The 24,769-nt window shown below is 73.1% G+C and carries 23 protein-coding genes and 2 pseudogenes; 13 read left to right on the forward strand and 12 right to left on the reverse strand.

What is annotated here, in order from left to right; genetic code table 11:
• Positions 1-73 precede the first annotated feature (73 nt).
• Positions 74-1,672: a beta-1,3-glucanase family protein gene (locus ACGF7U_RS25530; protein ID WP_393110719.1), complete on the reverse strand. Its 1,599-nt coding sequence runs from the start codon at positions 1,670-1,672 to the stop codon at positions 74-76.
• A 331-nt stretch (positions 1,673-2,003) separates the two neighbouring features.
• On the opposite strand from ACGF7U_RS25530, the gene ACGF7U_RS25535 reads away from it, so the two are divergent.
• The gene (locus ACGF7U_RS25535) at positions 2,004-2,522 is read left to right on the forward strand and encodes an ATP-binding protein (RefSeq protein WP_393110721.1); all 519 of its coding nucleotides are present in this window, start codon (positions 2,004-2,006) and stop codon (positions 2,520-2,522) included.
• A gap of 88 nt (positions 2,523-2,610) precedes the next feature.
• Here ACGF7U_RS25535 and ACGF7U_RS25540 read toward each other — a convergent pair whose 3' ends face one another.
• From ACGF7U_RS25540 to ACGF7U_RS25550, 3 genes and pseudogenes are all read right to left on the reverse strand, one after another.
• Positions 2,611-3,447: an anti-sigma-D factor RsdA gene (locus ACGF7U_RS25540; RefSeq protein WP_393110723.1), complete on the reverse strand. Its 837-nt coding sequence runs from the start codon at positions 3,445-3,447 to the stop codon at positions 2,611-2,613.
• Positions 3,444-4,022 (reverse strand): RNA polymerase sigma factor ShbA, encoded by a 579-nt coding sequence (shbA, locus tag ACGF7U_RS25545; RefSeq protein WP_393110725.1) that lies wholly within the window; start codon positions 4,020-4,022, stop codon positions 3,444-3,446. Before shbA ends, ACGF7U_RS25540 begins: the two co-directional genes overlap by 4 nt.
• Before the next feature lie 259 nt (positions 4,023-4,281).
• Positions 4,282-4,497: pseudogene (locus ACGF7U_RS25550) on the reverse strand (ricin-type beta-trefoil lectin domain protein); the annotation flags it as partial.
• Positions 4,498-4,499: 2 nt separating this feature from the next.
• Between ACGF7U_RS25550 and ACGF7U_RS25555 the strand changes: the two are divergent.
• Together ACGF7U_RS25555 and ACGF7U_RS25560 are read left to right on the forward strand one after the other, a co-directional pair.
• Positions 4,500-4,673: pseudogene (locus ACGF7U_RS25555) on the forward strand (transcriptional regulator); the annotation flags it as partial.
• The gene (locus ACGF7U_RS25560) at positions 4,670-5,248 is read left to right on the forward strand and encodes an HD domain-containing protein (protein WP_350685217.1); all 579 of its coding nucleotides are present in this window, start codon (positions 4,670-4,672) and stop codon (positions 5,246-5,248) included. The pseudogene ACGF7U_RS25555 and the gene ACGF7U_RS25560, both read left to right, overlap by 4 nt.
• A 309-nt stretch (positions 5,249-5,557) precedes the next feature.
• Here ACGF7U_RS25560 and ACGF7U_RS25565 read toward each other — a convergent pair whose 3' ends face one another.
• Together ACGF7U_RS25565 and ACGF7U_RS25570 are read right to left on the reverse strand one after the other, a co-directional pair.
• Positions 5,558-6,418: a peptidoglycan-binding protein gene (locus tag ACGF7U_RS25565; RefSeq protein ID WP_393110727.1), complete on the reverse strand. Its 861-nt coding sequence runs from the start codon at positions 6,416-6,418 to the stop codon at positions 5,558-5,560.
• 2 nt (positions 6,419-6,420) lie between these two features.
• On the reverse strand, positions 6,421-6,546 hold the full coding sequence (locus ACGF7U_RS25570) for a hypothetical protein (RefSeq protein ID WP_393110729.1): 126 nt from the start codon (positions 6,544-6,546) through the stop codon (positions 6,421-6,423).
• 494 nt (positions 6,547-7,040) lie between these two features.
• On the opposite strand from ACGF7U_RS25570, the gene ACGF7U_RS25575 reads away from it, so the two are divergent.
• Positions 7,041-8,180 (forward strand): CaiB/BaiF CoA transferase family protein, encoded by a 1,140-nt coding sequence (locus ACGF7U_RS25575; protein WP_393110731.1) that lies wholly within the window; start codon positions 7,041-7,043, stop codon positions 8,178-8,180.
• Positions 8,181-8,375: 195 nt separating this feature from the next.
• Here ACGF7U_RS25575 and ACGF7U_RS25580 read toward each other — a convergent pair whose 3' ends face one another.
• The 3 genes from ACGF7U_RS25580 to ACGF7U_RS25590 all read right to left on the reverse strand — a co-directional run bounded on the left by ACGF7U_RS25580 (position 8,376) and on the right by ACGF7U_RS25590 (position 10,339).
• Complete coding sequence (locus tag ACGF7U_RS25580) at positions 8,376-9,242, reverse strand: MauE/DoxX family redox-associated membrane protein (protein ID WP_393110733.1); 867 nt, start codon at positions 9,240-9,242, stop codon at positions 8,376-8,378.
• A 74-nt stretch (positions 9,243-9,316) separates the two neighbouring features.
• The gene (locus ACGF7U_RS25585) at positions 9,317-9,913 is read right to left on the reverse strand and encodes a cell wall protein (protein ID WP_393110735.1); all 597 of its coding nucleotides are present in this window, start codon (positions 9,911-9,913) and stop codon (positions 9,317-9,319) included.
• 12 nt (positions 9,914-9,925) lie between these two features.
• The gene (locus ACGF7U_RS25590; protein WP_393110737.1) at positions 9,926-10,339 is read right to left on the reverse strand and encodes a hypothetical protein; all 414 of its coding nucleotides are present in this window, start codon (positions 10,337-10,339) and stop codon (positions 9,926-9,928) included.
• A 219-nt stretch (positions 10,340-10,558) separates the two neighbouring features.
• Between ACGF7U_RS25590 and ACGF7U_RS25595 the strand changes: the two genes are divergently transcribed.
• From ACGF7U_RS25595 to ACGF7U_RS25610, 4 genes are all read left to right on the forward strand, one after another.
• Complete coding sequence (locus ACGF7U_RS25595) at positions 10,559-11,014, forward strand: DUF4383 domain-containing protein (protein WP_393110739.1); 456 nt, start codon at positions 10,559-10,561, stop codon at positions 11,012-11,014.
• A gap of 241 nt (positions 11,015-11,255) precedes the next feature.
• Entirely contained in the window at positions 11,256-13,760 is a 2,505-nt protein-coding gene (locus ACGF7U_RS25600; RefSeq protein WP_393110741.1) for a PEP/pyruvate-binding domain-containing protein, read from the forward strand.
• A gap of 13 nt (positions 13,761-13,773) precedes the next feature.
• On the forward strand, positions 13,774-14,355 hold the full coding sequence (locus ACGF7U_RS25605) for a TetR/AcrR family transcriptional regulator (RefSeq protein ID WP_393110743.1): 582 nt from the start codon (positions 13,774-13,776) through the stop codon (positions 14,353-14,355).
• Positions 14,356-14,513: 158 nt separating this feature from the next.
• A complete protein-coding gene (locus tag ACGF7U_RS25610) occupies positions 14,514-14,876 on the forward strand; it encodes a hypothetical protein (RefSeq protein WP_393110745.1) in 363 nt (120 codons plus the stop codon).
• A gap of 160 nt (positions 14,877-15,036) precedes the next feature.
• On the opposite strand, the gene ACGF7U_RS25615 is transcribed toward ACGF7U_RS25610, so the two are convergent.
• Positions 15,037-16,908, reverse strand: a complete 1,872-nt coding sequence (locus ACGF7U_RS25615) for an adenylyl cyclase (protein WP_393110747.1) — start codon at positions 16,906-16,908, stop codon at positions 15,037-15,039.
• A 394-nt stretch (positions 16,909-17,302) separates the two neighbouring features.
• Between ACGF7U_RS25615 and ACGF7U_RS25620 the strand changes: the two genes are divergently transcribed.
• Entirely contained in the window at positions 17,303-19,774 is a 2,472-nt protein-coding gene (locus tag ACGF7U_RS25620) for a low temperature requirement protein A (protein ID WP_393110749.1), read from the forward strand.
• 64 nt (positions 19,775-19,838) lie between these two features.
• On the opposite strand, the gene ACGF7U_RS25625 is transcribed toward ACGF7U_RS25620, so the two are convergent.
• On the reverse strand, positions 19,839-20,735 hold the full coding sequence (locus tag ACGF7U_RS25625; RefSeq protein ID WP_393110751.1) for a GNAT family N-acetyltransferase: 897 nt from the start codon (positions 20,733-20,735) through the stop codon (positions 19,839-19,841).
• A 117-nt stretch (positions 20,736-20,852) separates the two neighbouring features.
• Positions 20,853-22,223: an endo-1,4-beta-xylanase gene (locus tag ACGF7U_RS25630; RefSeq protein WP_393110753.1), complete on the reverse strand. Its 1,371-nt coding sequence runs from the start codon at positions 22,221-22,223 to the stop codon at positions 20,853-20,855.
• A gap of 414 nt (positions 22,224-22,637) precedes the next feature.
• Here ACGF7U_RS25630 and ACGF7U_RS25635 point away from each other — a divergent pair, with 414 nt between their 5' ends.
• The 4 genes from ACGF7U_RS25635 (at position 22,638) to ACGF7U_RS25650 (ending at position 24,723) form a co-directional block, all read left to right on the forward strand.
• Entirely contained in the window at positions 22,638-22,844 is a 207-nt protein-coding gene (locus tag ACGF7U_RS25635; RefSeq protein ID WP_393110755.1) for a hypothetical protein, read from the forward strand.
• A 156-nt stretch (positions 22,845-23,000) separates the two neighbouring features.
• Positions 23,001-23,771 (forward strand): rod shape-determining protein, encoded by a 771-nt coding sequence (locus ACGF7U_RS25640; protein WP_393110757.1) that lies wholly within the window; start codon positions 23,001-23,003, stop codon positions 23,769-23,771.
• Between the two features lie 142 nt (positions 23,772-23,913).
• On the forward strand, positions 23,914-24,186 hold the full coding sequence (locus ACGF7U_RS25645) for a potassium transporter TrkA (RefSeq protein ID WP_393110759.1): 273 nt from the start codon (positions 23,914-23,916) through the stop codon (positions 24,184-24,186).
• A 165-nt stretch (positions 24,187-24,351) separates the two neighbouring features.
• Positions 24,352-24,723, forward strand: coding sequence for an antibiotic biosynthesis monooxygenase family protein (locus ACGF7U_RS25650; protein WP_393110761.1), 372 nt, complete (start codon positions 24,352-24,354; stop codon positions 24,721-24,723).
• The last annotated feature ends 46 nt before the right edge of the window (positions 24,724-24,769 follow it).

Here is a 24,769-nt window from a genome sequence, read left to right on the forward strand (position 1 = left end):
CGTGGACCCGGATCGCCGCATCGGCGGGCCCGCGACGTGCGCGGACCCGCCACAGGGTGGCCTCCGATCGAGGTCAGCCCTTGCGCCACTTCTGGTTCGCGGTGCCCGCGCAGTCCCAGAGCTGGAGCTTCGCGCCGTCGTTGCTGTTCCAGTCCCTGATGTCCACGCACTTGTTGGCCCGGAGGTTGACCAGGTCACCGGCGGCGTTGAGGGAGAACTGCTGGGCGCCGGTGCCGTTGCATGTGTAAAGCTGGACGACCGCGCCGTTCCCGGTCGCCCCACCGTCCACGTCCATGCACTTGTTGTTCTGGCTCTGCAGGGCGGTGCCGGTGAAGGTCCACTTCTGGGCGTTGGTGCCGTTGCAGCCCCACATCTGCAGCTGCGCGCGGTCAACGAAGTTGGCGTTCGGCACGTCGATGCACTTGTTGTTCCAGTTGCTCAGCAGCGGCACCGCGCCGCTCGGGTTCCCCGGTCCGCCGCCGCCCGCGCCGAACGGGCTGAGGACCAGGCCGGCCGCGCGGGGGTCGCCGTCGTGGACCAGCGACTCGAAGGCGCCGACGTCGTCGAAGGCGAACGCGTACGCCTTGCCGTCGCTCATGTTGGCGTGGATGACGCGGGCGTAGTGGTTCGTCGGGTTGTTGCGGTAGAACTCGGCGGCGTTCGTGCTGGGTTGCGTGTCGACGGTGCCGAGCGTGCCCCGGTTCAGCGCCGCGCAGAGCGTCCGGGCGATCGGGCCGACCACCAGGTCGTTCGGCGCGGCCAGGTGGCCGTCGCAGCCCCAGACGCTCGCCGACGAGGGCCGGTTGAAGGAGGCGACCGTCTGGCCGGCGCTGTTGGTGAAGGTCATGACGTTGCCCGAGGTCCGCCCGAAGTACCGGGTGTTCGGTTGGTCGGCGAACGGCACGACGGTGAGCGTCTTGGTCGTGTACGCGTTCCAGGCGGAGGCGATGTAGGAGTCCAGGTAGGTGGCGCTGAACAGGCCGGCGTCCGCCGCCTTGCCCGGGGCCAGCACCCGCAGCACGGTCCCGTCGGAGCGGGTGTGGACCGTGTTCGCCCAGCCGGCCTGCGAGCGGATGCCGTCGATGATGGCGTTGCGGCCGTTGGCGACCACGTCACCGGTGCGCTTCGTGACGCCGTTGGCGCCCGTGACGGTGACCGCGTGCGGCACGGCGAACATGTCGACCTGGGAGCTGTTCAGCCACAGCCCGGCGTCGTTGTAGGTGAACTCGCTCCAGTCGAACAGGATGTCGCGGTTGGCGTCCCCGGCCGCCCAGGGCGCGGGCTGCACCAGGCCGTCCGGGGTCAGCGAGAACGTGAGCTTCTGGCCGAACGAGAAGTAGACGCGGCCGGAGAAGCCGCGCGGGAACCGGATCGTCGTGCCAGCCCCGTTGGCGGGGCCCGGTATCGACGCGTCTGGTGCGGGCGACGGCGGGATCTGCCCGCCCGGCCACGGGACGAACGTGCCGGCCTGGTCGACGTAGCCGAGGCGGTTGGTGGAGAGCTGGACACCGATGACGTACAGGTGGACGGCCTCGCCGCGACCGGTGTTGTTGGTGACCGTGACGGGCAGCAGCGCAGGACCGACGGCCTGGGCGGGGGAGGCGACGGCGGTCACCGCACCGGCGACGAGCAGGGCGGACATGGCAGCCAGCAACTTTCTTCGGATACCCATGAGAACTCCTCAGGTCCGGGGAGGGTCGGAGAGAGCGCTCTCTCAGCTTCTGGCTGTTAACAACATGTGTCAATAGACAGCCGCTGATGTGACTCCGGGCGGGTCGCGGTGCGGTGGGACGGCTCCGCCGCGGGTGTCGGCCCGCCACCGGCCCGGCGCCCCCGGTCGGTGGCCCCGTCACGACCGCCGGGAAGCGGCGGCCGCGACCGCGGCGTGAACGGCGCTCCTCGTCGGCCGGCGGTGTCGGCCGGCGGCCCGCGCGCTTCGTGACCTGCGGTTGTTGCCCTCGTGCAAGGGTCGCGGAAATCTCCAGGGTCGGTAACCTGCGACCGTGAGCGACGACGCCGCAAATTCCGAACCGGTTGATCCGGCGTCAGTCCCTGCCCCCGCCACCGAGCTGATCTCGCAGGACTTCACGGCCGCCACGGTGACCGCCCTCCGCCACCGGCTGCAGGCCGCGGTGACCGCCGCGGGGCTCACGGGAGACGTCGGTTACGACTTCGTCCTGGCCGTGCACGAGCTGGTCACCAACGCCGTGCGGCACGGCGGCGGCCACGGCCGCCTCGACCTGCGCTGCCAGGACGACCTCCTGATCTGCGAGATCACCGACCAGGGCCCGGCCACCGGCAGCCTGCCGGTGCGGCTGCCCGCTGCCGACGTCGTCGGCGGTCGGGGCCTGTGGTTGGCGCACCGGCTGGCCGAGGGGCTCGTTCTGACCCGGCGGCTGCACGGGGTCACCGCCACCGTCGCCACGTGTCTGACCCGGCAGGACAGCCCCGACGTCTCGTCCGCACCCGGAGCGCTACGCCCCGACCGACCCAGCGGCCGTCCGGAGGACGACGACCGGTGACCCGGCCGCCCGGGTCGGCGGTCTCAGCTCAGCCGGGACAGCGGTGACGGTGCCCGGAACCCGGTGGGCGCGCCGATGGGCCCGGAGCCTAGTCGAGGATGCCGCCCGTGGCGACGGGCAGCCCGGGCAGCGACGGCGTGAGCGTCGGCGGCTTCGAGTCCGCGTTCGGGTGGGGCCTGGGCGGCCCGGGCAGGGGCACGACGACGTGCGGGGTGGTGGAGTGGCCGGGTGCGGGTGGTGGCGCGGATCGCGAAGGGCTGGGCCTGGTGGGTGTCGGCGTCCCATTCCCCCCTGGCGGCGTCGAGGCGCCCGCCGACGGAGCGCCGGGCGTCGGCACCGCGTCGAGCAACTCGCGGTGCAGGGCGTCGACCTCGGCGTCCAGGCGATCGAGGGCGGCGGGGTCGTCGACCGAGGCCAGCTCCCTGCGCGCCTGATCGACCAGACCCCGGGCCTCGTCGAAGCGACCGGCGGTGGCAGCGGAACGCGCGCGTCGGATGGTGTCCTCGACGAGCCGCACGTCCGCCTGCTGGGGATAGAGCACTCTGGTCAAGGACCACAGCGCGCTCGTCGGCCCGGCGTTCCTGCTGCCGACCCCCAGCCCGGCCACGATGGCGGAAACGGCGATGACGGCGGCCGCGAGACGCAGAACCCGTCGTCCGAGCGGCGCCGACCGTGCTGCCGTGCTCACCGGCGGGAGGTCGGCGGCGGGCCCGACGGGGCGGCCGGGTTCGGCGGCGACCCGCGGAAGGTCTGCGCTCCCGTGGCTGTCGGCGTCGATGTCGCTCCGCCAGGCGGACAGCATCGCGGCGAGGTCGTCGTCGGCCGGCCCCGGCTCGCCACGGCCGAGCGCGTCGAGCAACTGGTCGTCCCGGGCGACGGTCGCCAGGTCCAGCTCCTCGCCGCCGTCCGGCCGGTGCTCGCTCATGCCGCCACCTCGTTGAGTGCGTCGGCCGCCAGGGTACGGAGGCGTGCGAGAGCCCGGGACTGGGCCACCCTGACGGCCGCGGCGGACATGCCGACGAGCGTGCCTACCTCCTCGGCGGACAGGCCGACCGCCACCCGGAGCACGACGATCTCCCGCTGCATGTCGGGCAGGCGGTCGAGCAGCGACGACAGTCGGCGGGCAAGGTCGCTGGCCAGAGCCTGTTGCTCGGGGCCGGGCTCGGCGTCCGGCCGGTCGAGCGGCGTGTCGGTGACGGTGACGGCGGCCGCCCGCACGGCCGCGCGCTGCGCGTCGGCGACCTTGTGCCCGGCGATGGCGTAGACGAAGGCCGCGAAGGGCGTGCCCTGCCGGCGGTAGCGCGGCAGTGCCCGCAGCACCGCGAGGCAGATCTCCTGGGCGACGTCGTCGGCGGTCACGTACGCGCCCCCGACCCGGCCGAGCCGGGCCCGGCAGTAGCGCACCAGGCCCGGGCGGATGTCGCTGAGCAGGGACGCGACGGCCGCGCGGTCGCCCCGGGCAGCCCGGTGGACGAGCTCGGGCTCGATCGCTGTGATCATCGCGTCGCGAAACACCTTCGTTGCCGGCGGGGTACCGGCACGCTATCGAGCCGCGCCTGTTTTGCCTAGCTCACCCGCGGTTCTCGGACCTCTCCGGGAAGTGCGTGTCGCGGTCGGGCCGGTGCCCGTGGTGTCGCGGCGGGAGCGTGTCCGGGGGGTCCGATTCCGGCGGGGCCGCCCACCTGCTCGGGGGCGGCCCCGTGGCGCTCTCCTCCTGCCCTCTCGCGCCGTGCGGCGACGACGGTGTGCCGCGGGAGGGTCAGGCGCGGGACCACTTCTGGTTGGCGCCGCCGGTGCAGTCCCACAGTTGGAGCCGGCCGCCGTTGGTGGCGACCCAGTCCCGCACGTCGACGCAGCGGTTGGCGTTGAGGTTGACCAGGTCACCGGCGGCGTTGAGGGTGAAGCGTTGCGCCGGGTTGCCGTTGCAACTGACGAGGTTGACCTCGGTGCCGTTGGCCGTGCCGGCCCAGGCGGGGTGCCGCACGGCGCGGTCTCGCTCTCGACAACCCCGCCGCGACTCGCGCACTCCTGGATCGCTGTATCCCGCTCCTGGACAGTGACCGGACCTCCGCACAGTCGCGGCAGGAACTAACCTCAATCGTCTACAGCCTGCGGGCGGACGGACTCACCGGCACAGGGACGGGCAGATGACCGACGACCACGACGCCACCGGAGCAATGAGCTTCATCTTCGAAGCCGGCGTCCTCAAACGCGCTGCCCGCACCGGCTGGTGGTTCGCCGGCGTCAACCACCCCGAGTCCATCGCCGACCACTCCTTCCGCACGGCGCTCATCGGAATGATGCTCGCCGCCATGGAAGGCGCCGACCCGGCCCGCGTGTCAATGCTCTGCGTCCTGCACGACACCCAGGAAACCCGGATCACCGACATCCCGCACATAGCCAAGCGCTACCTCACCCCCGTACCCAACACCACCGTCACCGCCGACCAGGTCGCCGACTGCCCACCAGCCGTCGCCGACGCCATCACCGCAGCCGTCGCCGAATACGAGGCGGGTGAGACACCAGAAGCCGTCGTCGCTCGCGACGCTGACAAGCTGGAATGCCTCGTCCAAGCGGTTGAATACCGCCATCAGGGCGTCGACAACGTCCAGCGCTGGATCGACAGCTCACGAGCGGCACTCAAGACCGCCAGCGCCCACCGCCTCGCCGACGCCGCTCTCAGCGGACAACCCCTCGCCTGGCTCACTCCCCCGCCGCCGAGGTGAGCCCATAGCATTCGCTCAGTCAGTCATCAGGAATGAAAGGGGACCTGATCGTCAATGTGATCGGGGCCTCTGGCTGTGTAGGCGATCCTGGGACCGACCAGTGACCTCTTCGGTGTGAACGAGGTTTTGAACCGCCCGTGGTCGGAGCAGCGCTGGTCATCGCCGCGTCGGCCTGAGGGGAGGCGGGGCGGGCAAGGCCGCCGGCACCCGGCCGCGACGACCTTGCCGGCCTGTCGGAGTTCGCCGCGTCGTCGGTCGACCGGGAACCCGGGCGGCGCGGGACCGGTGCGCCCGGCCCCGCGCCGCTGACTAGTAGGTGACGCGTACGCCCATCTCGGCCCAGGTGAGCCGGCCGACGATGCCGTCGTCGGTGAGCCCGCGCATCCGCTGGTACCAGCGGACCCCCGCCTCGGTCTTCGCGTCGAAGCGGAGGCCAGGCGGCCCGCAGCGCCGCGCGCCGACGAACCGCTTGACGTACGCCACGTCCTCTCCGGTGCTGCCGACGCGGACGGTGCGCGACCCCGGGGCCCGGGCCGCCGGCTGCGGGGCCGGGGGCCGGGTGGCCGCCCGGAGGGCGGCGAGGGTCTTCGGGCCGACGACCGCGTCGATGACCAGCTTCCTCGCCTTCTGGAAGGACCGGATCCACGCGGCGGTCTTCGGCCCGAACTCCCCGTCGGCGGACAGCCGGGCGCCCAGCCGGTTCGCGAGGGTCTGTAGTTCCCGCACGTCGCTTCCCTTGCAGCCCGCCCGCAGGACCCGGTCACCGAGTCTGGCGGCCCGCGCCGTGGCGATGCCCCACGGCCGCAGGCTGTCCTCCAGGGCGCGGGTGTGGCTGACGCTGACGTGCAGGTGCTTGGTGTGCGGGTTGGAGCCGGTGTAACGCGCGGCCCGGAAGTCCCGGGTACGGCTCCAGATCAGCCGGTTGTAGATCACGTACTGGGTGGACGGGTGCTCGATGCAGTGCCGGACGACCAGCAGCGGATCGATCCCGTCGATGTCGAAGTCCGCCGCGTTGACCGAGCGGTCGTCGGCGTCCGGGTTGTGGTCGGACCTGCGGGCCTGGTGGGCCGCGTCGCCGATCCACCCGTCCGAGGCCCTGTCCCGGTGCGGCCAGCGGGTATTGATCTCCTCGCGCAGCACGCGGAGCGTCGGGGCCAGGTGCACGCCCACCGTCACTCCTCCTCTGCCAGGGCGGCGATCAGGTCGTAGTCGACGGCGTCGCCGATCAACTGTTCCGGGTCGTCGTCCTCCTCGAACGTGGCCACCAGGTACTCGACGTCGATGCTGGCGGTGTCCATCGGTGGTGTTCCCCCCTTTTCCGGTCGTCACCCACCGGTCGGAGCCGCGCGGTTCCGACCGCGTCTCGGTGCCCGGCACGAGCGCGTCGGTGCTGCCCGGGTCGCCGGTGGGTGACTGGCGTCCTCAGGGGCAACCTTCGGGATCGCGGCGGTGGGCCGGCAAGGGGAGAGTCGTCTATTGGCATCACGACTGACCGACCGGTGGGTCGGCACCGCCGGTCGATGGCCGCGGCCGTCGGATGTGTCCACCGTGGCCGGTCCGTCCAGCGCCCGCGGGATCGGTCGACTGACGGACCGGTCAGCAGCCGGTCGGGCCAGCGGTCGGGGAGCAGGGTGGCGCCCCGGGGCGACCCACGCCGGGCACGGCGGCTGTGCCATCGTTGTCGTTCCCCGAGCGGCCAGCCGGGCAGGGGTGGCCGCGCCCGGCGGCGCGTGAGCGCGCCTGCCGGGGACGACGGGGACGGCGACCGGTGCGGCGGGACAGAGGAGGAGCAGTGGGGGAGCAAGGAGCCGGGCCGCTGGGCGGCGTTCTCGTCGCGGACTTCTCGCGGATCCTGGCCGGGCCGTACGCGACCATGCTCCTCGCCGATCTGGGCGCCGAAGTGGTCAAGGTGGAGGGACCCGCCGGGGACGACACCCGTGCGTGGATGCCGCCGGTGCGCGAGGGGACGTCCACCTACTACCTCGGCGTCAACCGCAACAAGCGCTCGGTGGTCCTCGACCTCACCGATCCCGTCGACCTCGACCTCGCCCGGCGACTCGCCGGCCGGGCCGACGTCATGATCCAGAACTTCCGCCCCGGCGGTCTGCGCCGCTTCGGCCTCGACTACGACAGCGTCGTGGCCACCAACAAACGGATCGTCTACGCCTCGATCAGCGGCTTCGGCACCGGTGCCGGGGCGGACCTGCCCGGCTACGACCTCATGGTCCAGGCCGCGTCGGGCCTGATGAGCCTCACCGGCGAGCCGGACGGTCCGCCGTACAAGGCCGGCGTCGCGGTGTTCGACGTGATGGCGGGGCTGCACGCCGCCCTCGGCATCCTCGCTGCCCTGCACCATCGCGAACGCAGCGGCGTCGGCCAGCACGTCGAGGTGGACCTGCTCTCGTCGGCCCTCTCCGGTCTGGTCAACCACGCCAGCGGCCACGTCGCCGGCGGCGCGGCGCCGTTCCGGATGGGCAACGCCCACCCGAGCCTCTTCCCGTACGAGCCGATGCCGGCCGCCGACGGCGAACTCGTCGTCATCGCCGGCAACGACGGCCAGTTCCGCAGGCTGTGCCAGGTGCTGGGCGTGCCCGAACTGGCCGACGACCCCCGGTTCCGGCACAACCCCGACCGCACGGCCAACCGCGGGGCCCTGCGCCCGATCCTGGCCGACCGACTAACCCGGCGGACCCGCGACGAGTGGTTCCGGGACCTGCGCGCGGCGGGCGTGCCGTGTGCCCCGATCAACACGGTCGACGGCGGCGTCGCCCTGGCCCGGGAACTCGGGCTCGATCCGGTGGTCACCGTCGGCGGGGTGCCCGGCATCCGCAACCCGGTCGGCCTCTCCGCCACCCCGCCCCGGTACGACCTGCCGCCGCCCCGCCTGGACGAGCACGGCGACGAGATCCGCGCCTGGCTGACCGCCGACTGAGTGCGCCGCCCCGGTCGTGCCGGTCGCGGCCCGGTCGGGCTCGGCCGCCGCCGTCCGCCGACGACCGTTCGACGCCGCACCCGGTCGGCCGGATGACGCCGCGACCCGGCCGGAGTCACGAGCGGGCCCAGCGGCGACCAGGCCGGGCCACGACCAGGCCGGCACCGGTCGCCCGCCGCGCGCCCCGGTGTGGCGTCACACCGGCGCGACGGAGAGCCGGGGGCCGGCGGGCGACGGCGGGGCAGCGAGACTGAGCAGAGTGTGCCCGGTGGCGTCGTCGACCACGGCGACGCGGACGGCGTCGGGCTCCCGGTCGGCCAACGGCACGGCGAACACCGCGGTCGCCGGGCGGCCCTGGTAGCGCGCGGCGTGCCCGACGAAGCGCCAGTCGCCGTCGTCCCAGTGCTCCCGCACGTCGGAGCGGAGCAGCGGGGCCACCCGCCGGTAGGCGTCGCTGAGCTGGAGTTGCTGCACGGTGGCCAACAACGGCACGCCGGTGCCGCCGCGCAGCGGGTGGGTGAGCCGGGCGCGCAACCGGCGCAGCGGCAGCAGCCAGGCCGCGTCCAGCTCCGGCGAGAGCGCCACCACCGCGGCCAGCTCGGCGATCAGCACCGCGCCGCCGGCCACCGGCTGCCCGGCGAGCGCGCTCGCCCAGCCGCCGCCGGCCAGCCCCGCCAGCGCGCCCGCCGCCAGCAGCAGCCCGGCCCGGGCCAGGCCGCGGCCGGAGACCGGGGTGGCCCGGGCGCTCAGGCACCCGCAGGAGGAGGCGGGGGCGGCCCGGCGGGAGTACGCGAGATAGGCGACGAAGCCGGCCGCCAGCATCGTCGCCGCGGCCGCCTCCCCGGGCCGGGCGGGCGGCAGCACGAGCAGCGCGCCGAGGGTCAGCTCGACGGCGCCGAGCAGCCGGTACGCGGGCAACGCCCGGTGCTGCCCGAGCAGGCGGACGAGCGCCGACCGGCCGGCCGCGGCGGCGGCGTGCCGGCTGAGGAGTTTCACGCGGGCGGAGCAGATCAACACCGCGCCGACGACCAGCGGTTGCAGCGCCGCGATCAAGTCGATCATGGGGTCTCCATCGGGTGGTCCGGCGGGCGATCCCCGGGCGGCTCGCCGACGCGTACCGCCCGGGGGCCGCGCCGTCAGGCGGCGGCGTAGACGGTGGCGATGTCGATCTCGTTGGTGTCCGGGTGCCAGGCGCCGAGCACCTGCACGTGTCGGCCGACCCGCAGCAGCGACATGTCGCTAACGGCGGGAGTGCCGTTGTAGACCGCGGCGGAGCGGTCCGGCACGACGTGCGCGACGATCCGGCGGCCCTTGTGGTCGAGGTGCAGCACGTTGCGACCGACCGCCGCGATGTGTCCGTGCAGGTTGACGATGTTGACCCAGACGGCGTCCGCGGCGAGCGTGCCGTCGGGCAGGCGCACGCCGCGGGCGTAGAGCCCGTCACCGACGGCGACCCGGTCGAACGTGGTCGGGTGCAGCTTCCAGATGCTCGTGCCGTCGGTGATCCGGATCGAGTGCAGCACGGTGTCCGAGCCGGTGACGAGCAGCATGTTTCCGGAGATCGTGCTGATCCGGCCCTCGGCGAAGTTCGGGTCCGGCGTGCCGGGCTCGACGGTCGCGGCCTCGGTGGCGAAGGCCGTCTCGGGGGCGAGCGAGCCGAGTCCGGTGGCGCCCACCACTCCGCCGAGCGCGGCGGTGGCGAGCAGTCGCCGGCGCCTCAGGGTCTGGTCCATGGGTCCTCCCGTTCAGACGGCGTCGACCGAGCAGGGCCGCAGCCCGGTGGAGAGACTGGCGATCGCGCTGTACGCGGCGGGCGTCAGGTCGATGATCCGGTTGCTGCCGCAGGCCGAGCCGCAGCACGTGCGCTCGCCGCAGAACAGGTCGGTCTGCGGGCCGCAGTCGGCGATGGCGGTGCCGACCCGGGCGCCGTTGCAGAGGTTGGTGGTGTAGTGCCGGAAGCCGCAGCCGCGGCGGCTCATCCCGCTGATCCCGCACACGTGCGGCCGGGTGATGGCCAGGCACGCGTCGGAGGTGTTCGGCCAGGCGTGCTGGTAGTTGCCGGACGAACAGGTGCCGCAGGCGCCACCGCCGGCCGTGCCGCAGGGTCCCCAGGCGTTGCCGCAGCAGAACCACGACACCTCGCCTCGCAGAGCAACCACGGATACCTCCTCTCCAGATCCGATCAACAACGATATTCATCGATGTAAGAGGTGATTGTTGTGGCGTAAATCATCGAAGTCAATGGATGATTGGAAGGATTCCTACACGCGCCTGTCCGGTGTCGGCTTCGGCGATCCCGCGATGGCGCTTTCGTCGGGTTTGGTGCGGGTGCGTCGGGGGGACATGAGCTGACGGTTTCTTCGACGGAGGTAGATGACATGGTCACCCGCTCAGGCCCCGGCGCCGCGACGACCGGCAAGCACCCCGTACGCACCGCCGCCCAGGTGGTGGGCGCGGTCTTCGTGCTCGTCGGTCTGCTCGGCTTCATCCCGGGAGTCACCAGCAACTACGACACGATGATGTTCGCCGGGCACGAGTCCGAGGCGAAGCTGCTCGGTCTGTTCCAGGTGTCGATCCTGCACAACCTGGTCCACCTCGCGTTCGGCGTGGCCGGGCTCGTCCTGGCCCGCACGGTCTCGGGCGCCCGCGCCTACCTGATCGGGGGCGGCGCCGTCTACCTGGTGCTCTGGCTCTACGGTCTGGTCGTCGACCACTCCAGTAGCGCCAACTTCGTCCCGCTGAACGGCGCCGACAACTGGCTGCACCTCGTCCTCGGCCTCGGCATGATCGCCCTCGGTGTGGTGCTGACCCGCCGGCCGGCCGACCGCCGCTGACGGCGTCGGGGTCCCGGCCGCCCCGCTCCGCCGTACCGACCGCTCCGCCCCGCCCCCGGCGACCCGGGGGCGGGGCGGTCGGCGTTCCGGCTCGTTCGCGGCGTCGGCTCGGGTCGCGCGCCCCGGCCGTGGCCGGGGTGGTTCCGCCCGCCGCGAGTCGGCTCCGGGCGCTTGACATTGCACTTGCATTGCAAACGACGTACTGTCTTTGGCAGTGCAGTTGTATTGCAAAGGAGTGTCCATGCGTGTGATCGCGTTGTCCGAGGTGACCGGGGACATGGTCGACCTGGTGGGCGGCAAGGCGGCCCGGCTGGGGGAGATGGCGCGGTCGGGCGAGCGGGTCCCGGACGGCTTCTGCGTCACCACGGCCGCCCACGAGCTCGGCGTGGTGCCGGCGGCCGAGGTCGCGCAGGCGTACGAGCGGCTCGGCGGGGGACCGGTCGCGGTGCGCTCCAGCGCGAACGTGGAGGACCTTCCGGACGCCAGCTTCGCCGGCCAGCAGGACACCTTCCTCGATGTCACCGGGATCGCCGACCTCCTCCGGGCGATCGAGGAATGCTGGCGCTCGCTGCACGACGCCCGGGCCGTCGCCTACCGGGACGCCCACGGCATCGACCACGCGTCGGCGCGGATGGCCGTCGTCGTGCAACGCATGGTCGACCCGGCGGCCGCGGGTGTGCTGTTCACCGCCAACCCGCTCACCGGCTGCCGCACCGAGGTGATGGTGGAGGCGGCCGCGGGTTCCGGCGCGGCCGTCGTGGACGGCAGCGCCGCAGTCGAGCGGTACGTCCTCGACGGATCACCGCCGGTCGGCGACGGGCTGCTCGACTCGGCGCGGCTCGCCGAGCTGCGGGACGCGGGACGCCGCCTCCAGGACCGGTTCGGCGGTCCGCAGGACGTCGAGTGGGCGTACGACCGGCAGGGCCTGCTCTGGCTGCTCCAGTCGCGGCCGGTCACCACGCTGTTCCCGCTGCCGCCGGAGACCGGGCGCCCGACCCCCCGGGTCTACCTGGAGTTCGGTCACGTGCAGGGCATGCGGCAACCCGCCACCCCGATGGGCATGTCCAGCCTGAAGTCGCTGGTGGCGGCCATGCTGGCCTCGTTCGGTCTGACGGTGGAAATCACCGACATCGGCGGGCGCCTGTACGGCGACCTGACCGACCTCGCGCGCAACCCGTCCACCCGCAAACGGCTGGTCAAGCTGATGGCGGTGGACTTCGGCCCGCGCGCGCAGGCGGTGATGGAGCACGTGCTCGCGGACCCACGCTTCGCGCCGGTGCCGCGTGCCCGTCCTGACCGTGCGGCCACCGGCCCGGCCCTGCGGACCGCCGCCCGCGCCGCCACCGGAGTCGTGCGGGCGCTGGCCCGCCCGGAGGCCGCCCGCGCCCGGCTGTTCCGGGAGGTCGAACGCCTCCGGCTCGGGTCGGTCGCCCCCGCCGGGCTGGACACCGCCGCCGATCGGCTGCGTTACGTGCGGGACGAGGACCCGTCGGCCGGACCCGACGACATCGTCTGGCCGATCGTCGCCGGGATGCTCGCCGCCACTCTGCCGGCCTCGCTGCTGCGGGGCGTGGCCGACCCCGACGAGATCAACACCGTGCTGGGCGGCATGCCGCACAACGTCACCATCGAGATGGACCTGGCGTTGTGGCGGCTGAGCCGGCAGGTCGGCGAGCACCGCGACCTGCTGCTCACCACTGCGCCGCAGGACCTGGCCGCGGCGTACGCCCGGGGAACGCTGCCCGACTTCGGGCTGGCGGCGTTCCTGGACCGCTACGGTCACCGCGCCGCCGCCGAGGTCGATCTCGGGGTGCCGCGCTGGGACGAGGACCCCGCGCCGGTCTTCGCCATGCTCGCCAACTACCTGCGCGTCACCGATCCGGAGCAGGCCCCGGACCGGCGCTTCGCCCGCGCCGCGGCGACCGCCGAGGCCACCTGCGCCGAGCTCGTGGTCCGGGCCCGCCGGCGCCGGCCGGTGCGCGGCCGGATCGCCGGGTTCCTCCTGCGCCGGGCGCGGATGCTGGCCGGCCTGCGGGAGGCCGGCAAGTTCGCCGGGCTCTACCGACTGCGGGAGATGCGCCGGCAGTTGCTGCTCGTCGGAGCCGAGCTGGCGGAGCGCGGACTGCTCGGGCAGCCCGGCGACATCATGTTCCTGACCCTCGACGAGGCGCACGCGGCCGTGCACCACGGCGCCGACCACCGGTCGACGCTCGCCGCGCGCCGCACGACGTACCGGCGGGAGCTGCGCCGCACCGTGGTCCCGGTGGCGCTGCTCTCCGACGGCACCGACGTCGAGGCCGTCCTCGCGCCGGCGCCGGCTCCGGACGAAGCCCTTCGGGGTGTGGGCGCGGCGGCGGGCAGGGCGACCGGCCCCGCCCGGGTCGTCCTGGACCCGGCCACCGCCCACATCGAACCCGGCGACGTCCTGGTCGCGCCTACCACCGACCCGGGTTGGACACCCCTGTTCCTCACGGCCGCCGCGCTGGTCACCGAGACGGGGGCGGTGATGGCGCACGGCCCGACGGTCGCCCGGGAGTACGGCATTCCCGCCGTCATCTGCGTCCCGGACGCCACCCGCAGGATCCGGACCGGTCAGCTCGTCACGGTGGACGCCGTCGCCGGCACGGTGACCGTCCATCCCGCACCCGTGCCGGAGCGGGTTCCGGCACGCGGGCGGGGAGCGGCGGTCGCCGCCGGCGGCGAAGGCGGAGGTCCGCCGGTGGCCGGCGACACGGCCCGCCCATGACAGCATTGAGCCCATGCCGAAGAAGGTCGACCGCCACGAACGGCGCACGCTGATCGCGGCCGCGCTGATGCGCGTCGCCGCGCGGCAGGGCGTGGAGGCCGTGAGCCTGCGCCACGTGGCTACCGAGGCCGGCGTGTCGCCCGGGATGGTCCAGCACTACTTCCGCACCAAGGACGAGATGATGGCCTTCGCCATGACCGTCGTGCGGGAGCGCAGCCAGGCCCGGGTCACCGACGCGATCGCCGGCCTCGGCGAGGCCCCGGCCCCCCGGCTGCTGCTCCGGACGATGGTCGCCGCGCTGCTGCCGCTGTCCGAGGAGTCGCTCGCCGACGGGCGGGTCGCCCTGGCGTTCCTCGCGTACGCGGCGGTGCGGCCGGACGTCGCCGCGGGCATGCGCGAGGACACCGAGCAGATGCGGGCCTTCGTCGCCGACCTCATCTCCGGCCCCCGCCGGGACGAGTACGCGGCCGGTGTGCTGGCGCTGATGGAGGGGCTGGGCGTCCACCTGCTCGGCGGTCACTACACGGCGGAGCAGGCGCTGGCCGCGCTGGACGCCCATCTCGACCTCGTCTTCGGGGCGGCCGACGGCGCATGATCACCGTCCGGAACGCGAGGGTGGGGCAGCGGCGGCGGGCGCCGTCGACGGGCCGCCGATAAAAGTTTCCGACCCCATTGATGATCCCCTTGGAACTAATCTCCAAAGCGACTAACCTCCTGTGGACCACCTACCGTCCACCATGGAGGAGACTGGTCATGCGCAAGCTGATGTCAGCGGTCGGAGCGGGGGCCCTGCTGGCCGTGGGGCTGGTAGCCGGCGCCGCCGCCCCGGCACAGGCGGCGAGCTGCACCCTCGTGCAGTCCGAGATCTACAACGGCGCCAACATGATCGCCTACTCGCAGGGGCTGCAGGGCTGCTCCGGCGACGTCTACTGGGAGATCCAGTCGGGCGACGCGGGGAGCTGGCAGGTCGCCGACAGCGGCACCACGCACTACGACAACCAGGTGCAGAGCTACTACGGCGACCTCGAGTTTCCGTGCTACATGCGGATCTACGCGAAGTTCGGCACCCAGGAGAAGCTGACCCAGCCGGTGCGCAACTACAACTGCGCCGGCTGACGTCAGGACGAGCCGGGCCGCCGGGTCCGCGGCCGGCCGGGCGGGCGACCTCGGTCACCCCGCCCGGCCGGCCGTCGAAGGCCCTCGTGTGGGTCGCCGGCGGGTTCGCCGGCACGAGCCGTGGCCCGACGTCTCCGGACCGTGCCGACCCGCCGCCGCCTCAGGACGCCGGATACCGCGCCAGGTAGACCGGCGCGCCGACCCGGGTCGTGTCGGCCGCCGCGCCCACGCCGTTGACCACGTGGTCGATGGTGCCGGCGCTGAGGTTCACCGTCATGACGTGGTGCAGCCGCACGCCCGGGGTCGCCGGCACCTCGAAGCCGTTCTCGGTGTGGATCGTCGGGTTGTTCTGGTTGAACACGTACACCCCGCCGCCGTGCAGGGTGTGGCGCCGCACCCGGTCGGCGACCTTGTAGCCGGCCCAGCCCTCGACGTCGCCGTTCATCCAGTCGGCCTGCGTCGGCGGGTCGTACGGCAGCTCGTTCTGGTAGAGGACCACCGTGCCGTGTTCGCCGTTCCAGACCGTGTTGTGCCGCTGGAAGTGCTCGACGAACAGGCCGGTCGCCGTCACGTGGTCGCCGTTGACGACGGCGCCGTGACGGCCCGTGTTGGTCCGCCACCGTTCGGTGTCGCCGTTGACGCCCTCGGTGAAGCCCTCGACGCCGTGGTCGCCGCGCCACACCCAGGTGTGGTCGATGAGGACGTGGTCGGCGTTGACCTCCAGCGCGGTGTCCGCCCTGCCGACGTGCGGCCCACCGACCCGGAAGTACACGTCGGACAGCGTGATCGGGTTGTGCGGGGTGCTGGCGTGGCGCCCGCGTTCGCGCCCCACCCGCAGCAGCACCGGTGACTCGGTGGCGCCGGCGTCGACGGTGACGCCGGCGACGACCACGCCCGCGACGCCGGCGACGTCCAGCGGGACGGCGCCGTTCACCGCGGTCAGCGTCGCGTGCCCGAGGCCGAGGACCACGGTGTCGGGCCGCCTGACCTCGATGCTGCGCGCGATGTCGTACACGCCGGGCGTGAGCAGCAGGTGCCTGCCACGCGCGAGTTGACTGTTGATGACGTGCACCGGGTCGGACGGCCGGGCGACGAAGAAGTCACGGATCGGGATGCTCCGGCCCGGCGTCATCCCCTCGCCCCAGGAGATGCCCCGGCTGTCGTGCCGGGCGGCGGGCACGCGGACGTGGTACCTCCCCCGGTCGTCGACGTACAGGTAGGGCTTCTCCCGGCTGAGCGGAGTGGTGTCGAGCGTGGTGTACGGCGGATCAGGGAAGCCGGCGTCGTCCGGGGCGCCCACGGTGCCCGCGAAGACCTGGTTCCACACCGCGTTGGACCAACTGGCGATCTCGCTGTTGCGGGTCAGCCACTGCTGCTGCGAGCCGTTGGTGATGGCGGGCAGCCGAGAGTCGGCGATGAAGCCGCCGCTGGCGTACTGCGGGCCGGCGGTGCAGTAGTCCATGAGCGACAGCCCACCGCCGTGGATGTCGAGGCGGCGCATCGACACCGCCTGGGACACGGCCCAGAAGTTGGCCGACGCCCGGCAGCCGTCCTGGCCGGTGGCGTTGACGGAGATCGACAGGTTGGACAGGGTGCGCCAGAAGTTGACCAGGGCGATGCAGTTGCCCGTGCCGCCGCCGGCGAGGCAGCGGTTGTAGACCTCGACCTTGCCGTTGATCCCGACGTCGGTGGGGGAGGCGCCCAGGCCGGAGACCTCCGTGTGGTAGCCGACCTTCACGTGCAGCGGCTGCTCGGGTGTGCCGTAGGCGCCGGGCATGAAGAGGTACGCGTGCCGACCGGTGCCCATCTCGTCGTCGACCTGCCGAGCGTGGGCGGCGTCGAGGGTCGCCTGGATCTCGCCGACCGGCATGCTCGGGTCGAAGATCGTCACGTGGGGCCCGAGGTCGGGCGCGCCGTGTCGGGGCGGCCCGGCGGCGGCCGTGCCGGTCGTGCCGGCGGCGGTCGTCAGCACGAGGCCGAGCACGAGCGCCCGGCCGAGTCGCCGTCGCCCGCCGAGGATCTGGGTTCTCATGCGGTTCGTCCTCTCCGCCGGGCCGGGAGCTGTTCCGGGCGCGGCGAGCTGCGTGGGGAGGCGCCCCGGCGGCGGGCACGAGGGCCCTCGTGCCGTGCCGGCCGGCAAGTGGTCGTCGTCGACCTGCCTCGTCGGATGGCCGCGCGGGCCGGAACACCGCGTGAGAGCGCTCTCTCGGCCTGGCATGTTTCTACCCCGAGAACGCGCCGCGCGCTACAGCAACGAACCTCGATCTTTGGCGGTAGCGCGCTCCGTCGCGCCGCCGGCACCCCGCGCCGGGCGGGCGACGAGCCGGCCGGTCCCGGAGAGCACGGCGATCCGGACAGACGGAGTGGGCGCAGCCGCGCTTTCCGGATCTGCTGTCCGACCCGTCCGCCCTTGGCAGAGTGAGGAGGTGACCGAGAAGGGGCCGACGGTGGCGGCCGGCCGGATCCAGCTGGTCGGCGAGTCCAGCGCGGTCAGCCGGCTCGAACTCTTCCTCGACCTGATCTTCGTCTTCGGGTTCATCACCGTCTCCGACCTGGCCGCGGCGAACCTCACCGTCGAGAGCCTGCTGCACGGCGTGGTGCTGCTGGTGCTGCTCTGGGCGTGCTGGATGTCGTACGCCTGGCTCGGCAACGCCGTCCGCGTGGACCGGGGGATCATGCCGGTGGTCATCTTCGCGCTGGCGGCGGTGATCCTGGTCATCGGCGTGACCCTGCAGGAGGCGTTCGCCGACAAGCCGGGCGGGCTGCGCGGGCCGCTGCTCCTCGTGGTCTGCTACCTGATCGTGCGGTGCGGCGCGCTGCTGGTCGCGACCCTCGCCGTCTGGCGGGATCCCGCCGTGCGCCGCGTTCGCCTGCGTGCCTGGTGGCCCGCGCTCGCCGCCGCGCCGTTGCTGCTGGCGGCGGGCCTGCTGCCCGTCGAGGCGTTCGGCGCCGGCGGGGAGGCCCGGGAGGGGCTCCGTTTCGCGCTGGTGCTGGCCGCCATCGTCGTCGAGTACGTCGGCGCGTGGCTCATCGGCATGATCTGGTGGCGCCTCCGCTCCGTCAAGCACTGGACCGAGCGGTTCCAGCTGATCATCCTGGTGGCGTTCGGCGAGATCATCATCTCGGCCGGCACGGGCCAGGGCGTCGGCTCGGCCACCCCGGTCAGCTGGGGGGTGCTCGGGGGCACCGTGCTCAGCATGCTGCTGGTGGGCGTCCTCTGGTGGACGTACTTCGACATCGCCCGGTTCTCGGCGGAGGACGCGCTGGAACACGCGTCCGGCCTCGCCCGCGCGCGGCTCGCCCGTGACGCGTACGCGTACGTGCACCTGCCGATGATCGTCGGGCTGACCCTGCTCTCCGTCGGGCTGAAACACACGTTCAACGGCGTGGCGTTCCAGTCGGTCCGGTCGGAGTCCGCGCTAGGCCTGTTCGCCCTGTACGGCGGGGTCGCGCTGTACCTGCTCGCCCTGATCGCCTTCGAACGCCGGGCGATGGGCATCTGGGGCCGGGGGCCGATCGTCGGCCTCGTCCTGGTGCTGGTCCTCGCCCCGGTCGCGGCGCTGGCACCGGTGGTCGTCGAACTCGGTCTGCTGGCCGCCGCGGTGGTCAGCCTGGTCCTGCTCGACCGCACCGTCTTCCGGGTGCGGCACCGGTCGCTGCACCGGAAGATCGAGCCGGTCACCGAGCGCTCCAGCGGGGTCACACCCAAGGAACTCTTCCTCGACCTGGTCTTCGTCTACGCCTTCATCCAGGTCACCGAGCTGATGACCGCGCGACCCGGCTGGCGCGGACTGGCCGAGGGGCTGGCGGTGCTCGCGCTGCTCTACTGGGCGTGGTGCTCCTACGCCTGGCTCGGCAGCGCGTTCCGCACGGAGAACGCCGCGGGCCGGCTCCTGCTCCTCGCCGCCGCGGCGAGCATCCTGGTGATCGCCGTCGCCGTGCCCGTCATCTTCGCCGACCTGCCCGGTGGCCTGCGCGGGCCGCTGGTCTTCGTGACCTGCTACGGCGTCGTGCGGGCGCTGAACTTCGCCGCGTTCTGGATGTTCGCCCGCAACGACCGGGTGTTCCGGGGCCAGTTGGTGCGGCTCGCGGTGCCGGCCGCCGTGGCGCTCGCGCTGCTCTACGCCGCCGCCTCCGTGCCGCAGCCGCCGGCCGATCCCGAGGCGTACGCGGCCGTGCGCGCCGGACTCTGGGCGACCGCCATCGTCGTCGACCTCGGCAGCGGCTACCTGCTGAACGCCCGGCACTGGCCGGTCCGCTCCGCCGAGCACTGGGCCGACCGGTTCGGCCTGCTCATCCTCGTCGCGCTCGGCGGCGCGATCATCTCGACCGGCGCGTCGGTGAGCAACCGTGCGGTCTCCGCGCCCATGGTCGTCGCCACCGTGCTCGGCCTGGTGGTGGTCGCGATGCTCTGGTGGGCGTACTTCGACGTCGACGCCACCGCGGGACAGCGAGGCGTGCAGAGCCTGCAGGACGGCCGGCGCAGCCGACTGGCGCTCGAGGCGTACACGTACACGCACCTGCCGATGATCATCGGTGTCGTGCTGGTCGCGCTCGGGCTGCGCATGACGGTCGCGGAGATCGAGCGGATCGCGGGGCCCGTCGGATGGAGCATGTCCCACCTGGCCCTCTACGGCGGTGTGATCATCTTCCTCCTCGGCGACAAGGCCTTCTGGTGGCGCATCCGGCACCGCGTCCGTGGCCGCCGGGTGGTCGCGCTGGTGACGCTGACCGTCCTACTGGGCGTGGCCACCACGGTGTCCCGGCTCGCGTCGCTGGCCCTGCTCGCCGCCGTCCTGAGCGCGTTCACGCTGGCCGAGGCCGTCGGCACCCGCCATGTGCGCAGGGCCGTGCACGACCCGCTGGTCTCGGAGTCGTCCGCGCCGCACCGGCGCTGACGCCGCCAGCAGGGCCCGGGCGGGTGGCGGCGGGGCGGTCGGCGTGGTCCTGCCGGCTGTGCGGTCACGGCGCCAGGCACTTCTCGAACCAGTGGTGCGCGTAGGGCTCGGCGTTGTACGGCTCGACCTCGCGGTAGCCCGCCGAGCGGTACATCGCGATCGCCTCGGTGAGGTTGCGGTTGGTGTCCAGTCGGACGGTGGTCCAGCCCCGGTCGACGGCGTGTCGTTCCAGCTCGTCCAGCATCCGCCGGCCGACCCCGAGCCCGCGTACGGTGTCCGCCACCCAGACCCGCTTGATCTCGGCCGGCGCGTCGCGGTGGAGCTTGACCGCCCCGCAGCCGACGGGTTCGGCGTTGAGGGTGGCGAGCAGGAGCACGCCCGCCGGCGGGACGAGGTCCTCGTCGTGGACCGCGTTGCTCCGGGCCGGGTCGAACCCGTCGTCGAACCGTCGGGCGACCTCCCGGGCGTAGGCCCGCATGCACGCCCGGGCCCGTGGGTCGCCCGGCGGGCAGGGTTCGATGACCACCATCGAGGCGACGAGCAGCCGCTCGACCTCGGCCATGGCCGCGACGAGCCGCTGCCGGCGCTGCGCGGTCAGCGGTTCGAGGATGGACGAGGCGAACTCGTCGGAGCGCTTGTCGAGCTCGGACCATTCCGCCCGGCCGGTGCCGGTGAGCGTGGCGACCCGCACCCGCCCGTCGCCGCCGACCTGGTCGGACGGCCCGACGGTGACGAGTCCGTCGGTCTCCAGGGCGCGCAGCAGCCGGCTGAGGTGCCCCGAGTCCAGTCCGAGCCGGGCCCGTAGCGCCGCGACCTCGGCGCCGCGAGGACCGATCTCCCAGAGCACCCGCGCCTGCGCGAGGGGGCGCCCGCGCGCCATGTACTCGTCATCGAGGGCTCCCACCCGTTGGGTCACCGTCCGGTTGAACCGCCGCACGGCGGCGATGAGTTCCGCGTCCATAAAGCCTGACCTTAGTCAGGTAAATGGGGCCATCGCCAGTGGGTGCGGTGGACTGCTCCGGGATGGCGACGGGCCTGTCGCCATCCCGGAGTCGTCCGGTCGTCCCCGAGGGGCCGGTCAGGACGCGGTGCAGGAGCGCACCTGCGGGCGCGTCCAGTTGCCGTTGGCCATCGTGGTGAACCCGAAGACGTTGCCGCTGCCGTTCGACCGCATGGTCATGACGTTCCCGCTGCTGTCCCAGCTCGGGGTGCCGTTCCAGGTGGCGGAGACCTTCTGCGGGGGCGTCACGGCGACGACGACCGTCCAGTTGGTCGCGCCGCTGACCGTCACCTCGCTGTTGAACCGGTCGGCCCAGCGGGTGCCGTCGCGCAGGGTGGCGGTGCAGCCGCCCCCACCGGGCGGCGGGGTCGTCGGCGGGGCCGTCGTCGGCGGAGCGGTGGTCGGCGGGGCCGTGCCGCCGTTGAGAGCGGCGAGGACCGCGTCGTACGCGGGCTTGCGGTTGCCGCTGTTGTCGAACAGCAGAGGGCTCTCGGAGGCCCGCCACGAGTCGCTGTCCCGGATGCCCCAGACGGTGATGCCGGTGCAGCGGGAGACGGCCAGGCAGTCGTTGACCACGTTGCGGTACGTGGTGGGCGACGCGCCGGCGATGTCCAGCTCGGTGATCTGCACGTCGACGCCGAGCGCGGCGAAGCTGGACAGCGTGGTGCGGTAGTTGCCCGGGTACGGTGAGCCGCTGTTGAAGTGCGACTGGAAGCCGACGCAGTCGATGGGCACGCCGCGCTGCTTGAAGTCGCGGACCATGTTGTAGACGGCCTGGGTCTTGGCGTGCGTCCAGTCGTCGGTGTTGTAGTCGTTGTAGCAGAGCTTGGCGCCGGGATCCGCCGCGCGGGCGGCCCGGAACGCGGCCTCGATCCAGTCGTTGCCGGTGCGCTGCAGGTTGGAGTCGCGCCGGGCACCGGTGCTGCCGTCGGCGAACGCCTCGTTCACCACGTCCCACGCCACGACCTGCCCGCGGAAGTGGGTGGCCACCTGGGTGACGTGGTTGAGCATCGCCTGACGCAGCGCGCTGCCGCTCATGTTCTGCATCCAGCCGGGCTGCTGGGAGTGCCAGGCCAGGGTGTGGCCGCGTACGCTCATGCCCCGGCTGCGGGCGTGGCTGACGATCCGGTCCGCGTTGGCGAAGGTGAACTGCCCCTGCTGCGGCTCGGTGGCGTCGATCTTCATCTCGTTCTCGGGCGTCACGGAGTTGAACTCGCGGTTCAGGATCGTGACGTAGGTGTTGTCGCCGAGCTTGTTGGCGGCCACGGCGGCGCCGAAGTAGCGGCCGCGCTCCGCCGCGGACGCGCCCAACGTGGTCCCGGCGCTGGCCGCGCCGGGCACGATCATCGTGCCGGCCGCGGCGAGCAGGCCCACGGCGGCGAGGACCAGGGCGCCGCGCGCCCGAGGGCTCGACCTGGGGCGGGTGTCCCGGTGGCACCTCTCGAACATGGTTGCTCCTTCTCTGGGGCCGGTCCGCGTCCCTGCGGCGCGGAACGGCGTGGTGGGGTGTGCCGGGGTCGAGCCGCTCGGCCGAGCGCGCCGGAGGGGTGCCCGGCCGTAGCCATCGACCTCAGTGGATGTGGAGTATGGCAGCGCCGCACATCGGCGAGCAACAATTTCCGGAAAACTAACGAGAGCTATGGCGGGCCGCTTTCCGGTCGGGCCGGAGAAAGAAGCAGCTAGATGTGTGGTTGAGTGATGCCGGCGGCCGGCGCGGAACGTGTCGGGCGATCGAGAGGCATATCTGCGGGGCCGATGTTCCGGGACAGTTCCGTAACAGGTGCAGGGCCTCGCGTCCCTCCGTGTCCGCCCGCGAGCCGGCGGCATGGCCGGGGAACAGCTCGCCCGGCTATGGTGGCGGGCATGCAGGATCGGCACGGTGTCCGCCGCGCCGGCAAGCGGGTCTCGCTGCCGGCGCTGCTGATGCTGGCCGTGCTGGTCATGGTGCTGTCGGCGGCGCGGGCGATCGGGCTGTGCATCGTGTTCCGGTCGACGCGCCGGGCCGTCCCGGGTTGCGTGCCGGCATGGTCGGCGGACCGCGCTCCGCCCAGGCTGACGTTCGCCGTCTGAAGCCTGACCGCCTCCCGGCGCCGCGCGGCGCCGGCCCCTGGCTTGGAGCACCATGCCGACCCCGCGTCACGACCCGCCTCCCCGCACCTCGTCCGTCGGAGACGGGCCGCCTCACCCGGTGACCTGCGCCGTCGCGAACGCCCCACTGCGGGGGTGATGAGCATGCTGGCGCCCGGCGCGTACGCCCGCCTCGGCGTACGGCATCCCCTCGCCCTCGACCTCGGCACGTCGACGGTGCGGGTGTGGACCCCGCTGCACGGCGCGGTCGTGGCCGAGCCCGCCGTCGTCGCGCGGATACCGTCCGGCGGCCACGCCGTCGGGCGCGCCGCCATCGACCTGCGGGCCGCCAGCGGAGCGAAGCTGGTGTGGCCGGTGCGGCACGGCGTCGTGGAGGACCTCGCCGCCTGCGTGCACCTGTTGCGGGTCGTGGCCGCGGCCACCGGGCGGCCGGGCGGCGACCTGTCCCCGGTGGTGGTCGGTGTGCCGGCCACCGCCACGTTGCGGCAGAAGCACCTCCTGGTCGCGGTGGTCCGTCGGGCGCTCGGTGGGCGCGTCTCCACCGTCGAGGAGCCGCTGGCGGCCGCCCTGGCCTGCCCGGCCGACCTCGATCGCGACGACATCGTCGCCATCGACATCGGGCGCGGGCGCACCGAGATGGCCCGCATCGCCGACCGGGGCGTCGCGGCGGCCGAGCGCGTCGACGTGCCCAACGCCGTCGACCAGGTGCCGCTGATCGCGGCCGCCGTGCGACGCCTGGGCGCCCACCCGGCCTGCGCGGGTCGACGTCGGCTGCTGATCACAGGCGGCGGCGCCGCGCAGCCCGGTTTGGCGGCCCAACTGGCTGCCCTGACCGGCCGTACGGTCACGATGCCCGCCGACCCGCACCTGGCCACGCTCGCCGACCTGCGCCTGCTGCTCACCGGCTGACCGGGCGACGGTCCCGCGCGGCGTCCCGGTGGCGGTGCCGTGCGGCCGCCCGCCCGTCGCCTCCAGCGGCCGGCCGAGCCCCGTCCGGCCGCGACCGCACCGCGCCCTGTCGCCAGCTTCCCCCTCACCACCTGGAGTTCTGATGGACGTCGAACTGACACCGCTGCCGGGCATCGGTTTTCGTCGGATGTTCACCACCGACGCGGGGTGCCGCGTCGGCGTGGTGACCCACTACGCCGGCGGCCGGCGTGAGCTGGTCTACCACGACGGCGACGACCCGGACGCCACCCACAGCATCACGTTGAAACGCGACGAGGCCGTCGCCCTCGCGGGACTGCTCGGCCTCCTCGACGTCTTCGACGTCACCATCACCGCCGCCGACGACGACGGGAGGCGACCCGCCGCGCCGCGGTGAGTCGCCGCCCGCCGCCCCGCGCCGGCCCGTGGCCCGGCGGTGGCGAGGTCGGCCGGCGCGGCGTCTCGGGCCGGCCGTCCCGACGACGCCGCAGCGTGGCGGGTCGGTCGAGGCCGGAGCGTGGCGGGGTTGGTCAATTCGCCGGGTGGGCAAGTACCATGAGCCGTGACCACTCCTTACTTCGCCCGGCCTGAGCCGCCGTACTATGTCGCCGTCTTCACGATCACGCCGAGCGGGACCGATCCCGACGGCTACGCCGAGATGAACAAGCGGATGTTGGAGCTGATCGAGACTCACCCTGGCTACCTGGGCAGGGAGTCAGCGGTCCTGCCGGACGGCAGCGACCTCGTCGTCATCTACTATGCGGACGCCGAATCGATCCGCGCCTGGAAGCGGAACCCCGAGCATCTGGTGGCCCAGCAGCTCGGCCGGCAGCGGTGGCTCGCGAGTTACCGTGTCGAGGTGGCGCGTGTCGAGCGCGCCTACGAGTTCACGGCGGGCTCCGGTGTGGACGCGGCGCCGGACGGCGATGGATAGACCTGCGGGTCACTGCCGATCAACTCGTGCTCCCGTGCCGCCGGGT

Source organism: Micromonospora sp. NPDC047670 (assembly GCF_043204915.1).
Taxonomy (GTDB): Bacteria; Actinomycetota; Actinomycetes; order Mycobacteriales; family Micromonosporaceae; genus Micromonospora.

What these genes read in the sequence shown, in the direction of transcription:
- ACGF7U_RS25600 (WP_393110741.1), top strand. Translation starts at nt 11,256, where the DNA reads ATGCGTGTGATCGCGTTGTCCGAGGTGACCGGGGACATGGTCGACCTG.
- ACGF7U_RS25615 (WP_393110747.1), bottom strand. Translation starts at nt 16,908, where the DNA reads ATGAGAACCCAGATCCTCGGCGGGCGACGGCGACTCGGCCGGGCGCTC.
- ACGF7U_RS25630 (WP_393110753.1), bottom strand. Translation starts at nt 22,223, where the DNA reads ATGTTCGAGAGGTGCCACCGGGACACCCGCCCCAGGTCGAGCCCTCGG.
- ACGF7U_RS25570 (WP_393110729.1), bottom strand. Translation starts at nt 6,546, where the DNA reads ATGGACACCGCCAGCATCGACGTCGAGTACCTGGTGGCCACGTTCGAG.
- ACGF7U_RS25645 (WP_393110759.1), top strand. Translation starts at nt 23,914, where the DNA reads ATGGACGTCGAACTGACACCGCTGCCGGGCATCGGTTTTCGTCGGATG.
- ACGF7U_RS25560 (WP_350685217.1), top strand. Translation starts at nt 4,670, where the DNA reads ATGACCGACGACCACGACGCCACCGGAGCAATGAGCTTCATCTTCGAA.
- ACGF7U_RS25595 (WP_393110739.1), top strand. Translation starts at nt 10,559, where the DNA reads ATGGTCACCCGCTCAGGCCCCGGCGCCGCGACGACCGGCAAGCACCCC.
- ACGF7U_RS25580 (WP_393110733.1), bottom strand. Translation starts at nt 9,242, where the DNA reads ATGATCGACTTGATCGCGGCGCTGCAACCGCTGGTCGTCGGCGCGGTG.
- ACGF7U_RS25625 (WP_393110751.1), bottom strand. Translation starts at nt 20,735, where the DNA reads ATGGACGCGGAACTCATCGCCGCCGTGCGGCGGTTCAACCGGACGGTG.
- ACGF7U_RS25635 (WP_393110755.1), top strand. Translation starts at nt 22,638, where the DNA reads ATGCAGGATCGGCACGGTGTCCGCCGCGCCGGCAAGCGGGTCTCGCTG.
- ACGF7U_RS25605 (WP_393110743.1), top strand. Translation starts at nt 13,774, where the DNA reads ATGCCGAAGAAGGTCGACCGCCACGAACGGCGCACGCTGATCGCGGCC.
- ACGF7U_RS25540 (WP_393110723.1), bottom strand. Translation starts at nt 3,447, where the DNA reads ATGAGCGAGCACCGGCCGGACGGCGGCGAGGAGCTGGACCTGGCGACC.
- shbA (WP_393110725.1), bottom strand. Translation starts at nt 4,022, where the DNA reads ATGATCACAGCGATCGAGCCCGAGCTCGTCCACCGGGCTGCCCGGGGC.
- ACGF7U_RS25640 (WP_393110757.1), top strand. Translation starts at nt 23,001, where the DNA reads ATGAGCATGCTGGCGCCCGGCGCGTACGCCCGCCTCGGCGTACGGCAT.
- ACGF7U_RS25530 (WP_393110719.1), bottom strand. Translation starts at nt 1,672, where the DNA reads ATGGGTATCCGAAGAAAGTTGCTGGCTGCCATGTCCGCCCTGCTCGTC.
- ACGF7U_RS25585 (WP_393110735.1), bottom strand. Translation starts at nt 9,913, where the DNA reads ATGGACCAGACCCTGAGGCGCCGGCGACTGCTCGCCACCGCCGCGCTC.
- ACGF7U_RS25610 (WP_393110745.1), top strand. Translation starts at nt 14,514, where the DNA reads ATGCGCAAGCTGATGTCAGCGGTCGGAGCGGGGGCCCTGCTGGCCGTG.